Raw genomic sequence first — 16,746 nt, forward strand, 5'->3', positions numbered from 1 at the left:
GTTAAGTATGGGTTTTTATTTTGAAGTGGCCTTAAGAGTTCTACTTGGTTTTCAGCTCGTTTTTTGGGGCCTGAATGGATTTTTTCATTGGGTGAAGATCCCGCCTTCGGGCCCAGTCATTGATGGGTTCGTCATGGCTTGTAACCAAACTAAATTCATCATGCCCACAGTTAAATTACTGGAAATTATCTTGGGCTTTTTTCTGATTATCGGATTTGTGGTGCCCGCAAGTCTTTTGGGCCTTGCACCCGTCGTATTTGTGATTACGGGCCTACATCTTTTTCACAACTCTAAACCCTGGGCCGTGCTTCTTCCTTTTTGTGGCCCTTACGCCATCTTGCTTATTATTCACAGCCTGACGTGGCTTAGATTATTTCATTAGTTTATTCGAACGATTCGCGGCAGAGATTTGTTCGTTTAACGTCCAATAGTCATACAGAATTCCAAACAAAAACAAACCACCAGTTAAAAGCCAAATAATACCTGACACCCATTTACCTAAATAAAAACGGTGAATACCAAATACGCCTAAGAAGGCCAGCAAAACCCAAGTGATGTTATAACTGTTGTCGCCACTTTTATAGCGGCGATCGGCAGCATCATCCATTCCCGGAATTAAAAAAAGATCAATCAACCAGCCAATTCCCAACAAGCCAACGGTAAAAAACCAAATGGTGCCCGTGATGGGCTTCCCATAATAAAAGCGATGCGCGCCCATGAATCCAAAAATCCACAAGACATAGCCAATAAATAATGAGTGTGTTGAATTTTTCAAGGATGTCTTTCCTTTTCTAAATTAGGCGGGCGTTGATATTGAACCTCGCCGTTCTTGTTTAAAAAGGCCCCAAACATCTTCATCACGTAAAGATGAAATAAAGCTTGAGTCCATCGATATAAATACCATGGCATGCGCGGCTGAAAATCATGAATAGCGGCAATGATCGCATCCCCGCCCAAGATCTCTCGGAATTCTAAACGACCGCGCACAGTCTTTTTTGAAAGCAGTCCTCCGCGCACATAAAAAAGCTGGCGATCCGATTTACTACGCTCTGGTGAGTACTCTAATACCAACAATCTTGTGTAAGGCCAACGCCAACAAAAATAAATCCAACGCCCCGTCACTTCGACTTTTAATAATCCCGGATTGGCCTTAGGCAGATAAACCAAATAAGCCAAGGCCGCTTGCTCGGCAGTGATACCTTTGGGAGCTTCCATTCTTTGCACGGAACGAACCACGTGGCGGCCCCGAGGAGATGGCTGAAATGCCAAGGGACGAGTTTTAATTTGGTAATTACCCAAGGCTTCATCTAAGGCTTGATCCACCGTTTTATACTGATGCCCCGGGATTCTTAAAAGTTTTTCGGGTCTGAGTGGCAATGAAGTTCTTAACCCCTGAATCAAGGGCCGCACGAGTTCTCGAGGTGCTCCGGTGACCATGCACACCCACAAGGTTGAAAGTTTAGGGGTTACAAACGGGATCGTTAAAATAGAGCGCTTTAAGTGCAATTTTGCCGCGATCTTTTTCATGAGCTCTACGTAAGTAACACTTTGTTCAGTTCCGATTTCATAAACTTGATCAAAAGTTTCTTCGCGACCCACGCAGTAATCAATAGCGGCCACCGCATCAGAAAGCGCAATCGGATGGCTATGAGAGTAAGTCCACGTGGGGCAAATCATAAAGGGCAAACGCTCTACCAGCCTTGCCATAATATGAAACGAAGAACCTTCAGGACCCAGAATCAAAGCCGCACGTAAAATCGTCGACGGCACTTTGCTTTTACGAAAAACCTGTTCGACTTCCCAACGACTGCGCAAGTGTTTTGATTCTTGGGATTTATCTTCAGGACGCATACCACCTAAAAATATGATTTGCTTGATACCGCAAGCTTCAGCCGCGCGTACAAAGTTATCAGCCACGATCAGATCAAAGTCGTCAAAAGTTCCTTGGGTCAGATGCGCCGACGGTCGCATCGAATGGACCAAATAAATCGCCACATCACAACCCGCCAAACCTTTTTCGGCATCAAGCATGCTAAAAAGGTCACAATCCCGCCACTGGATATGGTTCGTATCTGCTTTTTTGGCGCGACTAAGCCCAATGATTTCGTGATTTTTTTCTAATTCTTTAACAAGATTTTTTCCGACAAAACCACTAGCTCCAGCAATGGCAATTTTCACTTCAGGCCTCCACGTACTTAAGCCTAACACAAGGACGTCAAGTGTCTAAAAAGAAGTGATAAAAAACAAAATTATTTAAAACCCTTCACCTTGACAAAAAAAATCTAAGACTCAAGGCAAGGCCGGCCTGTGTTTTTCTACGTCGGCGGGACCTTGACATTAAAAACGGCGATAACATGTTTGAGATATAGGAACCAAACCGTAAAGGAGGTTATTATGAGACTCATTAATTCTAATTGGCCCACGCGCCGAAGTAATTCTGTAGACCTATTTGATGAAATGGAGCGCATGTTTGCAGACTTCCAAAATTCTTGGGATCAACAACCGGCGCAACGAAGCTTTACACCCGCAGTGGATGTGAGCGAATCCGCAGAACACTATCTGATGACGGTGGATCTGCCAGGATTTAAAAAAGACGATATTAAAATTGAAATGAATGACAACGTTCTGACCATCTCTGGAGAACGTCGCCGCGAAACTACAGTTGATGAAGAAAAGAAAACGCATCGTTTCGAAAGATCTTATGGATCCTTCACGCGAAGCTTCTCTCTTCCCACAACGGTGTCGGGTGATAAAATCGAAGCCAACTATGAAGATGGTGTGCTAAGCCTTTATCTACCTAAAACACCTGTAGCCAAAGCGCGCACAATCCAGATCGAATCTAAAAATGGGGGCTTCTTCGACAAGTTGCTTGGCAACAAAAAAGACGTCGAAGTCAAATCGAACACCTCTTCTCACTAATCACTGCAACGCCAGTGTCCTTTGGAGGATCTGTCCCCCCGGCAGATCCTCCTTCTTTTTTTCTTACGCCATTGCAAGATGACTTTTTCTCCCCATAAAGCAATAATTATTGAATCAAAGGAAATGCTTATGTCCGCGCAAAGAGTCCTTAGCTTCTGGTTCAACGAAACAAATCCCGAAAACTGGTTTAAAAAAGACCTGAAATTTGACGATCAGGTGAAGGCTCTTTTTTTGGGAACTTACAATGAAGTCGTCGCGGGTAATACCGCTTCTTGGCGTAAAACCGCCCAAGGACGATTGGCCGAAATCATCGTGCTTGATCAATTTCCTCGCAATATGTTTCGCGATACGCCTCAAGCATTTGCGTCAGATGAAATCGCTTTAAATTTAGCTCGTGAAGCCGTGCGCCTAGGTGAGGATGAAATGCTCAATCCCACGGAAAAAGCATTTTTATATATGCCCTATATGCACAGCGAATCTAAAAAGATGCATCAGGAGGCTTTGCGCCTTTATTCCCAAAAAGGGTTGGAAGAAAATTTGAAGTTTGAAATCCTGCACAAAAATATTATCGATCGTTTTGGTCGCTATCCGCATCGCAACAAAATCTTGGGCAGAAAATCCACCCCGGACGAATTAGAATTTCTAAAACAACCCGGATCATCGTTTTGATTGATTTCCCATAGACCTCGGCCATACTAGGCCAAAGAGGTTTATTAGCTTGGATAAAAAGAAACTCGTCGAAACAATCATCGCTCAATTAAATGCCGACATGGCTGTAGCCAAAGCTGCGGCCCTTGCCACTTATGAAGCGGCCACGCACGAGGAAAGTAAGCCTGAAAATGAATATGATACGCGGGGGCTCGAGGCCTCCTACCTAGCGGGTGCCCAAGCCAAACGCATTGCTGAAATCGAAGAGCTTTTGGTGATCTGCAAGCATCTCAATTTAAAAGATTTTGGGCCGGACGACAAAATCAACGTCACCGCCGTGGTTGAACTTGAACTTAATGGCAAACATAATTTCTATTTTATTATGCCTAAAGGGGGCGGTGTTTCGGTTTCTTTTGAAGGAAAAACGGTTCAGATCATCACGGCTAACACGCCCGTGGGTGAAGCCTTGCAAGACTTAAAGCAAGGAGACGTCGCCGTGGTTGAAAATGGCGCGCAAGTTCGTGAATACGAAATCGTGAACGTTTGGTAAGAGGATTTAAACTCACATGAACAAAAATCAACAAGACGTCGTCATTATCACCACCGGCGGAACCATTGAAAAAACTTATAACGAGTTTGATGGCTCTTTAGAAAATCGCGGCACCAGCATAAAAAACCGCATTCTTTCTAAAATGCGCCTGCCCTATACCAACATCTCAGTCCACCCGATCATGAGCAAAGATTCTTTATACATGAACGACGAGGATCGCGTGATGATTTCAAAAACTGTGCAAGAAGAGATGAAACGCCAACACCCGATCGTGGTTTTGCACGGAACCGACACCATGCACCTATCGGCCGAGTATTGTTTTAAAACGATCTCCCATCCTTCAACCGCCGTGGTTTTCACCGGCGCTATGATTCCCATGGGATTTGATGACAGCGATGCCACTCAAAATGTCACAGAAGCCTTGCTAGCCGCAAAGCTTCTGAAACCCGGATTTTATATTTCATTTCATAATCAGATTTTCGAAGTGCCTCATGTTCGGAAGAACAAAGAAAAAGGCACTTTCGAAAGTTTTTAGAACCAAGCTTCGAATTGGTAACCGAAATTGGTGCCGGCATTTTTATTAGCAAACACGGATGTAGCGGGCGCCATATTTGATTTGTTTGAATCCGACCACATCGAATGCGCTAGGTAAGCGCGCATCACCGGGCGGCCCCAGATAGACTTGCTGAAAGAAATCTGTGGCGCAATTGAAACACGACTTAGATCACGATCGCCGATGTACTCGGTGCCAGTCTTTTCTGATTCTGAATTAATACGCGAAAAGCCGCCCTCAAAAACCAACTGGAAGCGATCTGAAATTTCATAGATCGGACGAACGCCGACCTCATACCAATTCGTTTTACTATCGGCATCTTTACCGTTGTCTGAAGTATTCGCTGCGGCACTGAGAATCACTGCCCATTTGTTACTGATGTCATGGTGATAATCTTCCACCACGCGCGCCGTCCACGCTCGATTTTGGCTGGTGTCGTTTTCTGGAACACGCACGCTGCCATAAATATTAAGACCACTCATCGCGCCTTGACCGTACATCAAGGTGAAGTTGTTAAAGCCCGTTCCGACTTTTCCGCTGAGACGCGCGGATAAAGAATAACCGTTCGTTGGAACATACACGGTGGTGCCTTCCGTGCTCCCTTCCGCAAACGCATACACTCCCCAGAAATTAAGTTGTTGGTTTTCAGAAACTGGAATTTCTTTCCAGCGAAGGTCCAAGGCTTGTAATACTGGCGCACCCGTTGAAGTTTCCACGTAATCCCCAGAGGCCGTGACCTTATCATCAGACTGAATCAAATGCGCGATCGCAAGTTTGCCCGTGCCGATAGGGATCTGATCCCAACCTGCACCCACGCCACTCATGTCTGCGTAATAATACCAATCAAAGATATACACATCCACATCACGGTAAAAGCGTTTGCCAACCCAGAATTCCCCAGGGACTTCACTGAATCCACCCGCACTTACGAAGGCTTCAAGCTGCGCAATATTGCGATTTGCCGCAGGCTCCCATTGTCGGGTTCCCTTACCTTGCATGACCAAACGAGTGTTGGTTTTGAAATATACGGGATCCGCAACATCGGGCTTTTTATGATGGAACACCATGGCAATCTCAGAGTAGAAATCGCACTCATTCCCTAAACGTAGGAAATTAGCGGGAATTCCCGAGTTGTAAAAACATTGCTGTTTTCCACCCTCAAAATTCACCCCTGTTCCACCCCGCAGATATCCCGTGAAATCCGCTTCTAAAGCAAAACTTGTCGAAGCAAACCAACTTATAATTAGGATTCCCATAATTCTTTTCATTCTGTCCCCTTGAAAAACCGAAGGCTTACCCATAAAGTCTGCGCCTGACAAGAACAGACTGTAACGGGGGGCCGCAGTTTTGAGTAAATTCTTCTGGATTATTGCTTACTTAGTGCTTCAGTTTGGCTCTTACGCGGTGGCTGCCGACGTCCGTGCGCATTGGAATAATTCATCACAGATTTTACTTAAACTTCCAGCTGGTTTTTACGCCAGCGCCAACACGCAATTTTTTTTAGATGATGCTTCCTCTCTACTTTTAGACGCCTCGCCTATTCAACTACCACTCATTAAAATTGAATCTGGATTTGCATTCCTCAGCACGGCCCATTTATCACTTTCGCAAGTAGATGAATTGATCCGTCGTCCCCTGCAAGTCAAGATTTCCAATAACAGTCGCAATGTTGTCGACGTGACCCAGATTCATTTTTCCGGTCTTTTAGACGAACTTTATTTTTATGACGCCAATGATTTAGGGGCTCGTTGTTTTGGCGCTGCATGCACTGTGAAATTATGGGCCCCGACGGCACAAAATGTTCGTCTTTATGTTTTCAGACGCAGCGACGATCCGATCAACACGGCCATGGTTCTTCCGCTCACTCGCGGAGCCCAAGGAACATGGAGCACTTCTTTGGCTGGCGCCTTAGAGGGCTCTTATTATCTGTACGAAGTGACCGTGTATTCACCGCACACCCAGAAAATTGAAACCACATTTGTCACGGACCCTTACAGTTTTAGCTTGTCGCTTAACGGCGCAAGGTCGCAGCTGGTGAACTTAAACTCTAAAAATACCACACCGGCGCTTTGGAATTCTTTGCGTAAACCACCATTGAATTCAATTAAAGAATCGGTGGTGTACGAAATGCACATACGTGACTTCAGTGCGACGGATAGCACCGTGCCGACATCCAAGCGCGGGACTTACTTGGCATTCACCGAAACTCAATCTGCGGGCATGAAGCATTTGCAAAGCCTGGCCGAAGCGGGTCTCACGCACTTACATCTTTTGCCGATCAATGATTTTGGCAGCGTGAATGAAAATAAAAAAGAGTGGGAAACCTTTCTGGGCCCTTCCACAAACTTGCAAGAACCTCAAAGCATCATTGGCGGACTTCGCGAAAAAGATCCGTTTAACTGGGGTTATGATCCGGTTCATTACTTCACTCCGGAAGGAAGCTATGCCGTTTCCGGTGAGGGTGAGTCACGCATCCGCGAAGTGCGCGAGATGGTTCAAGCCGTCAACAAAATGGGCCTGCGTATTGTTCAGGACGTAGTATTAAATCACACTTATCAAAGCGGCCTAGAAAATCTTTCGGTCTTTGATAAAATTGTGCCGCTTTATTATTACCGTCTTGATGATAACGGTATTGCGCACAAATCCTCATGCTGCTGGGATACGGCCAGTGAAAATCGCATGATGGAAAAACTGATGATCGATAATGTTCTGCATTGGGCTAAAGTATATAAATTTGATGGTTTCCGTTTCGATTTGATGTCTTTTCACTCTCGCCAAACCATGGATAAGATTTATAAAGCCGTACACGCTTTAGATATCAACAAAGACGGTGTCGATGGGTCTAAGATCCTGCTTTACGGCGAGGGCTGGAGTTTCGGATCCCTTCACGAAAAAAGCCCCCAAGACGCGATGACCATCACGAACTCTTACGGCTCGCAATATGGATTTTTTAATGATCGTTTGCGTGATGCGGTTCGCGGTGGAACGACATCATCGGCCGAAAAATCAGATCAAGGTTTTGCCACAGGCCTGTTCTTTGACTTTAACCATGAGCCTGCAAATCGCGGAACCCCCGGTGATCTAAATATTCAACGCGATCGGTTGCTCCATTACGGGGACGTGATCAAAGCAGGACTTGCCGGCAACCTGCGTGATTTTTATTTCCGCGAACACTTGGGAAATACTATTCGCGCCGGGGATCTGCGCTTCCGCGGCACTCCCGTGGCCTTTGCTTCTCAAGCCATTGAAACCGTGAACTATGTCTCCGCCCACGATGGTTACGGACTCTGGGATGCCATCCAGGCGAAAGCTCCTTTTTATTCTTATGGTCGCAGTCCCTCATTAGCCTCCGTGGAAGAACGCTTGCGCATGCATCAATTGGCTCTTTCTATACCTCTTTTAGGACAAGGGATTCCGTTCGTGGAAAGTGGGACAGAGCTTTTACGTTCTAAAAATGGCGATCAAGACAGTTATGATTCCGGCGATTTTTTTAATCGCATTGATTGGACCGGCAAAACCAATTATTGGGGCGAGGGTCTGCCTCCAGCCTGGAAAAACATCAATGATTGGTCTTTCTGGGAGCCACGCTTAAAAGAACAGGCTTTAAAGGTAACGCCCGCACAGATTTCGCGCATGGATAAATATTTCCGCGCCCTTTTACGTCTTCGTCAAAGCAGTGACCTTTTTAAAATGAATTCCCTTTCGGAAATTTCTCAGCACCTGCACTTCATTGATAATGATCGTCAGGCCGAACCGGGACTGATTGCGATGCACCTGCAAGACACTTCTGAAGAGCTTTTAATAATTTTTAATGCGTCTCGCGAAGCCCGTTATTTTCAACATGATCTGCTTCACCAACCTTGGCGCTTGCACCCTTATTTTGATTCGTCTATTGATGCGGCCTTAGCTCAAGTGGTGTTAATGCCGACCCAAAACAGCGTGCAAATTCCGGGACGAACCACACTGGTTCTTCACCTTAATAGCTCACAACGGATTCGATAATGAAAATACTGACGATGAAAACTGTGAAGAGTCTTTTGTTATTTATTATTCTTTGCACCGGCTTCGTATCTGAAGCGGCTCCTATGCGTTTACAGCTTTGGCATCAAATGATATACGGCCATCGCGTGGTTCTTTCAGAGGCCCTTCGTAATTTTGAAAAAGAAAACCCTGACCTTGTCGTTCAAGAAACTTATCGTGAAACCGAAGAACTTCGCTCTAGCTATCAGGCCGCGGCCATGGGTGGCAGTGGCCCGGAACTGATTTATGGCCCTAGCGATCAGATTGGTCCTTTTGCATCAATGAAGATCATCCGCCCTTGGGATGAAGTTTTAGAAAAAGAATTTTTTGGCCAATTTGATCCCCTAGCGACTCCGAAATACCAAGACGTGCATTATATGATTGGTGGCTCGGTCGGAAATAACTTAATGCTTTTGTATAATAAAAAGCTTTTAAAAAATCCGCCCAAGACCACGGACGAACTGATCGCTATCGGTAAGCAAATGACTCAAGATACGGATGGTGACGGCAAAATCGATCGGTACGGTTTAGTATTTAATTATACAGAGCCCTTTTTCTTTGCCCCGTTCATTCCCGCCTTCGGCGCGCCGTTTATGACCGAAGATGGCAAGCCTCAGCTGAATACGCCGGCTTTGCAAAAAACTTTCGAATTCATCCTAGAGCTGCGCGATAAGCATAAAATCATCCCTAAAGAATGTGATTATGAAACGGCGAATGCTTTATTTAAACAAGATAAAGCCGCGATGCTGATCAACGGCGACTGGTCTTGGGGTGATTATAAAGGTGCGGGTATGGATTTCGGGATCGCCCGCATCCCCCTGGTTTCATCCACGCAAAAATGGCCTCAACCTCTGGTAGGAACCGCCGGATATTCATTAAACGTGAATATCCAAGATCCCGAACGCTTAGCCGCCACGATCAAGTTGTTAAAATATTTAACCTCTCCGCAAGTTCAAAAACTTTTCACAGAGCGTGTGGGTGTTTTACCTTCGAATTTAGCGTTAAGAGATGATCCTGCCGTTAAAAACAATGCTTTGTTACAAGTGTCTTCCTATATTATGGAAGTCGGTACACCCATGCCCGTGGTCCCTGAAGTTCGCGGCGTTTGGGACAGTTTACGCGTGCAATATCAAAAAGTTCTCGCAGGGTCACTGACTCCAGCCGAAGGCACACGCGAAGCTCAGGTCATGGCCGAAGCGCAAATCCGTGACATGAATGAAGTCATTCAACCCGATGCCTCTGCCTTTGTTATTCAGGGCTTGGCCTTGATTTTATTTTTATGGGTTTTATGGGTCTCACGCACGTCGCTGGTTAATTTTATCAAAGGCCTGCAAGGACCTCAGCGTTTTGTGTACTTTATGATGTTGCCCGCGTTCATTGGTATTTTTGCCGTCATCATTTATCCGTTCTTTTATAATATTGCGATTTCGTTTTCGAACTTCAACCTCCTGACTTTCCAAAGCTGGCAGATCGTTGGGTTTCAGCACTACATCACCGCAATTACCGACCCACGCTTCTGGTCCCTGTTTGTAAAAACAATTATTTGGACCGTGGTGAATGTGTTTTTCCATGTGACCATCGGGATTTTCTTGGCCGTCATCATCAATCAAGTGATGCCTGCAAAAGGATTCTGGCGCACGCTTTTCATTATTCCTTGGGCTGTTCCCCAATACATCACCGCCCTGACTTGGCGGGGGATGTTCAATCAAGAATACGGGCCCATCAATCAATTCTTGCAGCAGTTCTTGCATCTTTCACCGGTGCAGTGGTTAAGCCAACCCTTCACGGCATTTACCGCCTGTATTATCACGAACGTATGGCTAGGGTTCCCCTTTATGATGATCGTGGCATTAGGTGGATTGCAGGCGATTCCTCATTCACTGTATGAAGCCGCCTACTTAGATAAAGCCAATGCTTGGCAAAGATTCCGTCATATTACTTTGCCATTATTGATGCCCGTGATGATTCCGGCAGCTTTGCTGGGATGTATCTGGACATTTAATAACTTAAATATCGTATGGCTGGTCAGTAACGCCGGCGAACCGGGTGATCAAACGCATATCTTGGTCAGCTATGTTTATAAAGCGGCCTTTAACTTATATCGCTATGGTTATGCGGCGGCCGTATCCGTTATCATCTTTTTGATCCTGGTCGCGTTTAGTATCAGTTCTTTAGTTGCTCAATACAGAAAGGAGACTCGCTAATGATTAAAAAATTTCTAGCTTGGGTCAGCGTCCTGCTGTTTGCGGTCTTTTCAATTTACCCAATTCTTTATGTGCTTTCGGTTTCATTGCGTGGGGATAACGCCTTTCAATCGCAATCTTTAGAAATCATCAGCTCCACATCAACAGTTAAAAACTTTGTCGACCTTTTCGTGAATACAGAGTTTTTATTATGGCTTAGAAACTCAGTGATTGTTTCCGCGGCAACGACCTTACTGGGTGTCACTTTAGCCTCGACCAGTGCTTATGCCTTATCACGATACCGCTTCCGCGGCCGTAATCTGATGCTGTTTTCGCTTTTAGCGACCCAGATGTTTCCTGCGACGATGTTGATTCTGCCATTTTATATTATTCTTTCAAAAATGCATTTGATCGACAGCTTCGTGGGGCTTTTCATTATCTATTCGGCATCGGCATTGCCATTCTGTGTGTGGCAAATGAAGGCTTATTACGACACCGTTCCTAAAGAGCTTGAAGAAGCAGGCCTGCTTGATGGCTGTTCACGTTGGCAGACGTTTTATAAAATCATTCTGCCCATTTCTTCACCAGCCTTAGTGATCACCGCTTTATTTAGTTTTATGGCTAGCTGGAGTGAATACATTATTGCCGCGATCGTTTTACAAGATCCGCAGCTTTACACATTGCCTTTGGGATTAAGATCCTTCCAAGCAAGTCTGGCAACCCAATGGGGGCTTTATGCGGCCGGCGCATTGATCGTCAGCGTTCCGGTTTTAGTTTTATTTATTAGCATCTCTCGATACCTAGTCTCTGGTTTGACTATGGGAAGCGTGAAGGGATAGTCATGGCAAAGATTCAAATTGAAAACTGCACCAAATCTTTTGGAGAACTACAAATTCTAAAAGGCATTAACTTAGAAATTGCCAGCGGCGAATTCTTAGTTCTTGTCGGTCCTTCGGGTTGTGGTAAATCAACACTCCTACGAACCCTGGCGGGCTTAGAAACGTTAGACGGCGGCGACCTCAAAGTCGAAGGCAAATCAATTGCGCACCTCGAACCCCAAGATCGTGACATGGCGATGGTGTTTCAGAATTATGCTCTGTACCCTCACATGAACGTCGCGGAAAACATGGGTTTTGCTTTAAAGCTGCAAAAAAAATCTAAATCTGAAATCGATAAGAGTGTGAATGAAATCGCTGATCTTTTACAGATTTCCCACCTTCTAGATCGCAAGCCTAAAGAGCTTTCCGGCGGACAACGTCAACGCGTGGCTTTGGGGCGTGCACTAGCAAGACAGACTAAGATCATTCTTTTTGACGAACCTCTTTCAAATCTTGATGCTCACTTACGCGGTCAAATGCGTGTTGAAATCAAGCGCCTGCATCAGCGTCTAAAATCGACGATGATCTATGTGACTCATGATCAGATGGAAGCCACCACTATGGGTGATCGTATCGCGGTTTTAAAAGAAGGCCGCATTGAACAAATCGGTACTCCGTCAGAAATTTATCACCAACCTAAGAATTTATTTATCGCGAGCTTCATCGGTTCACCGGAAATGAACTTCATTGAAGGCGACTTAGTAAAGCGCCTCCCGTGGCCTGAGGCCCAAAAGGGTGAAAATGTTTTAGGGGTTCGCCCGGAGTCCTTTAAGATCTCTCAGGGTCCATTGGAGCCAAACGAATTTGAACTGGGAAGCTATCACATTGAGCTCTCTGAAAACCTGGGTGGCCAACAGATGCTTCATGGCTCGTTAGAGGGACAAAGTGTGCGCATTTTGGTGGATTCTACTTATAATTTTTCCAAGGATGAAAAGGTCAAACTGAAGATCGACCTGACAAAGTCTCATCTCTTTGATAAGTCTTCCGGACTAAATAAGCGAATCTAAGGGGCCTTCATGTCGATCAAGAATCTATCTCGTTTATTGGCGTTGATGACATTAACATGGGGCTTGGTGGCCGGTGCCACTCCCCCACGCACGGTCTTTGTTCAGCTTTTTGAATGGCCATGGCAAGACATCGCCAAAGAATGCGAAGCCTATTTAGGTCCTGCCGGTTTTTCTGCCGTGCAAATCTCTCCGCCTCATGAACATCTATTCTGGAAAACGACTCCTTGGTGGGATCGCTATCAAGTTGTCAGCTACAAGATTATTTCCCGCGCGGGCAATGAAGCTGAATTCACCGACATGGTTCAGCGCTGTCAAAAAGCCGGCGTTGATATCTATGCCGACGTGGTGATCAATCATATGACCGGCATGCGCGATGGCGAAGGCTTTGGGGGAACTAAGTTTACTCATTACGATTATCCAGGCCTTTATTCTTACAATGATTTCCATCACTGTGGGCGCAACGGGAATGACGATATCGTAAATTACCGTGATCGCTATGAAGTTCAAAACTGTGAGCTGGTGGATCTTGCTGATTTAGCAACTGAGTCGGATTATGTGCGCACGCAGATTGCTAAATACATGGATCACTTGCTTGATCTAGGTGTTAAAGGCTTTCGTGTTGATGCCGCGAAACACATCCCTGCTGACGACTTAGCCGCTATTTATCGCAAACTAAAAAAATCTCCGTACATTTACCACGAAATCATCTTTGATCCGGGTGGACCGATTCAGTATTCTGAGTACACTCCATACGGAGATGTTTTTGCCTACGATTACACGCAAGTGTTAGCAGAAGGCTTTCGTAACAAACATCCCAATGCTTTAAAAAGTATCGCTTATAATTTTCCGGCTTCAGATAAATCTATCGTGTCCGTCACAAATCACGATTTAGAACGCCACGGGGACGCCAACATTCTTAGCTTTAACGGCGCTGAACAACGTCTTTACCGTTTGGCCCAAGTCTTTATGCTGGCGTGGCCATTTGGATATCCACAAGTTTATTCCGGCTATCGTTTTGATAACTTTGATCAAGGCCCGCCGGTGGATTCGACTTATAAAACGTTGCCAATTTTAGATGCTAACATGAACTGCCAGGGCCCTTGGACTTGTGAACATCGCGCCCCAGAAATCGCCCCAATGGTGGAATTCCGCAATCGCACCGATAAGTCATTTACTTACAACAGCTGGTGGACCAATGGTTCTGACCAAATCGCTTTTGGTCGCGGAACAACCGGCTTTGTGGTTATTAACTATTCTAGCAATGATTTAACTAAAGAGTTCAACACGGCCCTCACCGGTGGGGAATACTGCAATATCTTAAGCAAAGGTTTTAACTTGCAAAGCAAATCTTGCGTAAATCCCATCAAAGTCGATAAAAACGGCCGCTTTACAACAACCATCCCCGCGATGGCTCCGCTAGTTTTATTAAAAAATTCAAATTCCCTACAAAGAAAATAGAAATGAAGAAAACATACACAATCGGATTAGATCTTGGTGGAACCAAATTAGCAGCGGCCTTGCTTGATAACCACGGTAAGATGCTCGACTTCATCAAAGTTCCCGTGGAAATGCGCCGTGAGAAATCAGCTAGCGAAACTCAAAAGCGCATCATCGATTTAATGGCAGATATCTGCTTAGATTTTAAAAATCGCTTTCCTAAAGAAACATCCTCAAAATGCTTTTTAGGTGTGGGCTTAGCCAGTGCCGGGCCTTTAAATGCCGAAGAAGGAAAACTTGTCCATCCCATGAATTACCCGGGTTGGAAAATCGTACCCATCCGAGATTTAGTAAAGAAAGAAATTTACAAACGCGGTTTTAAAGCGCCTGTTTATTTTCAACATGATGGCACAGCCATGGCTTTGGCGGAAGGCTGGGTTGGCGGCGGAAAAGGCATGAGCTCTTTTGCCGTTGTCACCATCGGCACCGGCGTGGGATCCGGGGTTATCTTTAACGACTTTCCCGCACAAAGCCGCGGCATGGGATCTGAACATGGTCACATCGTGGTGGATTTTAAAAAGCTTCAAGAACATCCCGACAAGCTTCACCACTGCACGGTTGAAGGTATTGCTTCAGGAACCGGACTTTTAAGACGCGCCAAAGAAATGGGCTTTCAAGGCAAGTCCGTTGAGGAATTGGTTGAGGACACGGATCCAAAATATCAGATTTTATTTAAAGAGATGAGCTGGGCCCTGGCATGTCTTTGTTATGATTTATCTATCGGATATAATTTAGAGCAGATCTTTTTAAGTGGTGGCTTGATCAAAATTCGCCATTTGTATTTGAAAGATCTCAAAGCGCACTATAAAAATTTGATTCGTCAGATGAACCCCTCTTTTGAATGCAAAATCGAAATCGCAAAGACTAAAAACCATGCCGGAGTCGTCGGCGCTGGTTATTTGCCTTACTTGGCTTTAAAAAAGTAATCTCGCCAAAAAAAAAGAGGTTTGCTAAAGATCTTTCGATACTTTCAGCAAACCTCTCAACAAGCAAAGAGACTTTTCTCTTAAAACTTTATTAAAAAACTAATTAGTGACGAGCCTTTTCATTAGACTGTTCTAATTTGTCTTTAGCTTTCTCAACTAGGTTGGCAGCTTTTTCTTTAAGAGTTTCTGTCTTTTCAGATGCTTCATAAGCAAATCTAGATGACATATCACTTAGTTTGCGATCCGCATCGTCTTTTGCAATACCATAACGTTCTTGCACAAGACCTGAAATAGACTTCATGTCGCCTTTTGCTTTTTCGATTTCATCACCAGTAATTTTACCCCAGGTTTTTTGAATCTCACCTTTAAGTTGATCCCATTTACCTTGTGCTACATCTTTATTCATAAAAACCTCCTCTATTAGGTTATTCAATAACGTACCAACCTCTATTAAGCATCAATGGTGCCAACCCATAACGACAGTATATGTACGGTAAAAACGCCCTCCGCTTAATTACTGTTAGGCAACATGACTCAATTGCCCCAAGCCTGTTCCAAATTGCCCCGCGACATTTAACGATGGGGATCCAATCTGCTCTATATTTGATCTAGTCCCATAAATCCCTCTGGCACCGTCGTTGCTTTGGTGGCTGGTGTGATCAGATGAATTGAAAGGGGTTCACTATGTTACGTGCAGCTATTGCGTTCTTTATTATCGGACTTGTTGCCATGATCTTTGGTGCTACTGGTTTTGCCGGGGTTTCAATGGAAATCGGAAGACTGTTATTGTTTGTCTTCTTGTTCTTGGCGTTGGTCAGCTTCGTTGTCAGCCTTATTTCAGGCCGCGGCGGAAAAGTTCCCTAACTAGTAATTAGTTATCTGGTAGAGAGCGGGCCTAGCTCTCATGTTGTTTATGGCCCGCTCTCGCTTTTTATTTTGATAAGAAAGGATTTCTTGTGAAAATCTTAAAAACTCTCCCCACATTATTATTGGTATCTTTATTGGCCACAACTTCTCAGGCCGCTGGCTTATTCGTTGAACCCTTAGTGACTTACGAAGGCTCCAGTAAAACCGAAATTGATTGGCCAACTCCGTGGCAAAATTCTTCTGGCTCGGTCGAGGGCTTAGGTATTGGGGCGCGTTTAGGTATGCATGCTGGCGACATCTTGTTGTTAGCGGCAGACGTGCGCTATTCAAAACCGCAATTCAAAGACTCTTCCAACAATATCGACACCGCTTCAAACCAATACAATTATGGTTTGATGGTCGGAGCCCAAACACCGTTCTTAGGAATTCGCGTATTCGGTACTTATATTCTGGGTGGTGAATTAAATCCAGATGAAGACAACAGTGTTGATGCGAAGTTCACAGAAGGAACTGGTTATCGCGTAGGGGCCGGTGTTCACTTTGCGTTTGTCAGCGTAAATCTTGAATACCAAGACATGAAATATAATAAGACGACACTTGAAAGCGTGGGTCCATTTGCGGGACCAGATCTTGATTATGATCTGACCAACAAATCCTACATCTTAAGTGTGGGCTTCCCATTTGAATTTTAATTAAAA

At 44.9% G+C, this 16,746-nt stretch carries 17 protein-coding genes; 13 read left to right on the plus strand and 4 right to left on the minus strand.

Annotated elements, in window-relative coordinates:
• The first annotated feature begins 7 nt into the window (after positions 1 to 7).
• Positions 8 to 382, plus strand: coding sequence for a DoxX family membrane protein (locus tag AZI86_RS04935; RefSeq protein ID WP_061835066.1), 375 nt, complete (start codon positions 8 to 10; stop codon positions 380 to 382).
• Here the strand turns inward: AZI86_RS04935 and AZI86_RS04940 are convergent.
• Positions 371 to 775 (minus strand): NINE protein, encoded by a 405-nt coding sequence (locus AZI86_RS04940; RefSeq protein WP_061833964.1) that lies wholly within the window; start codon positions 773 to 775, stop codon positions 371 to 373. The two genes, AZI86_RS04935 and AZI86_RS04940, sit on opposite strands and share 12 nt — an antisense overlap.
• The gene (locus tag AZI86_RS04945) at positions 772 to 2,178 is read right to left on the minus strand and encodes an NAD(P)H-binding protein (RefSeq protein WP_061833965.1); all 1,407 of its coding nucleotides are present in this window, start codon (positions 2,176 to 2,178) and stop codon (positions 772 to 774) included. Before AZI86_RS04945 ends, AZI86_RS04940 begins: the two co-directional genes overlap by 4 nt.
• Positions 2,179 to 2,394: 216 nt before the next feature.
• On the opposite strand from AZI86_RS04945, the gene AZI86_RS04950 reads away from it, so the two are divergent.
• The 4 genes from AZI86_RS04950 to AZI86_RS04965 all read left to right on the plus strand — a co-directional run bounded on the left by AZI86_RS04950 (position 2,395) and on the right by AZI86_RS04965 (position 4,652).
• Positions 2,395 to 2,919, plus strand: coding sequence for an Hsp20/alpha crystallin family protein (locus tag AZI86_RS04950; protein WP_061833966.1), 525 nt, complete (start codon positions 2,395 to 2,397; stop codon positions 2,917 to 2,919).
• A 123-nt stretch (positions 2,920 to 3,042) separates the two neighbouring features.
• Positions 3,043 to 3,588, plus strand: a complete 546-nt coding sequence (locus AZI86_RS04955; RefSeq protein WP_081111785.1) for a DUF924 family protein — start codon at positions 3,043 to 3,045, stop codon at positions 3,586 to 3,588.
• Positions 3,589 to 3,637: 49 nt separating this feature from the next.
• Positions 3,638 to 4,117, plus strand: coding sequence for a GreA/GreB family elongation factor (locus AZI86_RS04960; RefSeq protein ID WP_061833968.1), 480 nt, complete (start codon positions 3,638 to 3,640; stop codon positions 4,115 to 4,117).
• A 16-nt stretch (positions 4,118 to 4,133) separates the two neighbouring features.
• Positions 4,134 to 4,652 (plus strand): asparaginase domain-containing protein, encoded by a 519-nt coding sequence (locus AZI86_RS04965; RefSeq protein ID WP_061833969.1) that lies wholly within the window; start codon positions 4,134 to 4,136, stop codon positions 4,650 to 4,652.
• On the opposite strand, the gene AZI86_RS04970 is transcribed toward AZI86_RS04965, so the two are convergent.
• On the minus strand, positions 4,649 to 5,938 hold the full coding sequence (locus AZI86_RS04970; RefSeq protein WP_253715746.1) for a carbohydrate porin: 1,290 nt from the start codon (positions 5,936 to 5,938) through the stop codon (positions 4,649 to 4,651). The two genes, AZI86_RS04965 and AZI86_RS04970, sit on opposite strands and share 4 nt — an antisense overlap.
• Before the next feature lie 79 nt (positions 5,939 to 6,017).
• On the opposite strand from AZI86_RS04970, the gene AZI86_RS04975 reads away from it, so the two are divergent.
• Genes AZI86_RS04975 through AZI86_RS05000 form a run of 6 tightly spaced genes read left to right on the plus strand, consistent with a single transcriptional unit; the run spans position 6,018 to position 15,181 of the window.
• A complete protein-coding gene (locus tag AZI86_RS04975) occupies positions 6,018 to 8,672 on the plus strand; it encodes an alpha-1,6-glucosidase domain-containing protein (protein ID WP_081111786.1) in 2,655 nt (884 codons plus the stop codon).
• 14 nt (positions 8,673 to 8,686) lie between these two features.
• Positions 8,687 to 10,894: an extracellular solute-binding protein gene (locus AZI86_RS04980; RefSeq protein WP_253715748.1), complete on the plus strand. Its 2,208-nt coding sequence runs from the start codon at positions 8,687 to 8,689 to the stop codon at positions 10,892 to 10,894.
• Positions 10,894 to 11,712: a sugar ABC transporter permease gene (locus tag AZI86_RS04985; RefSeq protein WP_061833971.1), complete on the plus strand. Its 819-nt coding sequence runs from the start codon at positions 10,894 to 10,896 to the stop codon at positions 11,710 to 11,712. Before AZI86_RS04980 ends, AZI86_RS04985 begins: the two co-directional genes overlap by 1 nt.
• A 2-nt stretch (positions 11,713 to 11,714) precedes the next feature.
• Positions 11,715 to 12,758: an ABC transporter ATP-binding protein gene (locus AZI86_RS04990; protein WP_061833972.1), complete on the plus strand. Its 1,044-nt coding sequence runs from the start codon at positions 11,715 to 11,717 to the stop codon at positions 12,756 to 12,758.
• Between the two features lie 9 nt (positions 12,759 to 12,767).
• Positions 12,768 to 14,216, plus strand: a complete 1,449-nt coding sequence (locus tag AZI86_RS04995; protein WP_061833973.1) for an alpha-amylase — start codon at positions 12,768 to 12,770, stop codon at positions 14,214 to 14,216.
• Between the two features lie 2 nt (positions 14,217 to 14,218).
• Positions 14,219 to 15,181, plus strand: coding sequence for an ROK family protein (locus tag AZI86_RS05000; protein WP_061833974.1), 963 nt, complete (start codon positions 14,219 to 14,221; stop codon positions 15,179 to 15,181).
• A 103-nt stretch (positions 15,182 to 15,284) separates the two neighbouring features.
• Here AZI86_RS05000 and AZI86_RS18985 read toward each other — a convergent pair whose 3' ends face one another.
• Positions 15,285 to 15,587, minus strand: coding sequence for a CsbD family protein (locus tag AZI86_RS18985; protein ID WP_081111787.1), 303 nt, complete (start codon positions 15,585 to 15,587; stop codon positions 15,285 to 15,287).
• Positions 15,588 to 15,865: 278 nt separating this feature from the next.
• Between AZI86_RS18985 and AZI86_RS05010 the strand changes: the two genes are divergently transcribed.
• The gene (locus AZI86_RS05010) at positions 15,866 to 16,045 is read left to right on the plus strand and encodes a DUF1328 family protein (protein WP_061833975.1); all 180 of its coding nucleotides are present in this window, start codon (positions 15,866 to 15,868) and stop codon (positions 16,043 to 16,045) included.
• 92 nt (positions 16,046 to 16,137) lie between these two features.
• Positions 16,138 to 16,740, plus strand: a complete 603-nt coding sequence (locus tag AZI86_RS05015; protein WP_061833976.1) for an outer membrane beta-barrel protein — start codon at positions 16,138 to 16,140, stop codon at positions 16,738 to 16,740.
• Positions 16,741 to 16,746: the final 6 nt, after the last annotated feature.

The sequence above is a fragment of the Bdellovibrio bacteriovorus genome, assembly GCF_001592735.1.
In the GTDB taxonomy this organism is placed as follows: domain Bacteria; phylum Bdellovibrionota; class Bdellovibrionia; order Bdellovibrionales; family Bdellovibrionaceae; genus Bdellovibrio; species Bdellovibrio bacteriovorus_D.

Excerpts from the sequence above, each read along its gene's own strand:
- AZI86_RS18985 (WP_081111787.1), bottom strand. The coding sequence starts at position 15,587 with ATGAATAAAGATGTAGCACAAGGTAAATGGGATCAACTTAAAGGTGAG.
- AZI86_RS04985 (WP_061833971.1), top strand. The coding sequence starts at position 10,894 with ATGATTAAAAAATTTCTAGCTTGGGTCAGCGTCCTGCTGTTTGCGGTC.
- AZI86_RS04950 (WP_061833966.1), top strand. The coding sequence starts at position 2,395 with ATGAGACTCATTAATTCTAATTGGCCCACGCGCCGAAGTAATTCTGTA.
- AZI86_RS04965 (WP_061833969.1), top strand. The coding sequence starts at position 4,134 with ATGAACAAAAATCAACAAGACGTCGTCATTATCACCACCGGCGGAACC.
- AZI86_RS04935 (WP_061835066.1), top strand. The coding sequence starts at position 8 with ATGGGTTTTTATTTTGAAGTGGCCTTAAGAGTTCTACTTGGTTTTCAG.
- AZI86_RS04970 (WP_253715746.1), bottom strand. The coding sequence starts at position 5,938 with ATGAAAAGAATTATGGGAATCCTAATTATAAGTTGGTTTGCTTCGACA.
- AZI86_RS04955 (WP_081111785.1), top strand. The coding sequence starts at position 3,043 with ATGCTTATGTCCGCGCAAAGAGTCCTTAGCTTCTGGTTCAACGAAACA.
- AZI86_RS05010 (WP_061833975.1), top strand. The coding sequence starts at position 15,866 with ATGTTACGTGCAGCTATTGCGTTCTTTATTATCGGACTTGTTGCCATG.
- AZI86_RS04980 (WP_253715748.1), top strand. The coding sequence starts at position 8,687 with ATGAAAACTGTGAAGAGTCTTTTGTTATTTATTATTCTTTGCACCGGC.
- AZI86_RS04995 (WP_061833973.1), top strand. The coding sequence starts at position 12,768 with ATGTCGATCAAGAATCTATCTCGTTTATTGGCGTTGATGACATTAACA.
- AZI86_RS05000 (WP_061833974.1), top strand. The coding sequence starts at position 14,219 with ATGAAGAAAACATACACAATCGGATTAGATCTTGGTGGAACCAAATTA.
- AZI86_RS04990 (WP_061833972.1), top strand. The coding sequence starts at position 11,715 with ATGGCAAAGATTCAAATTGAAAACTGCACCAAATCTTTTGGAGAACTA.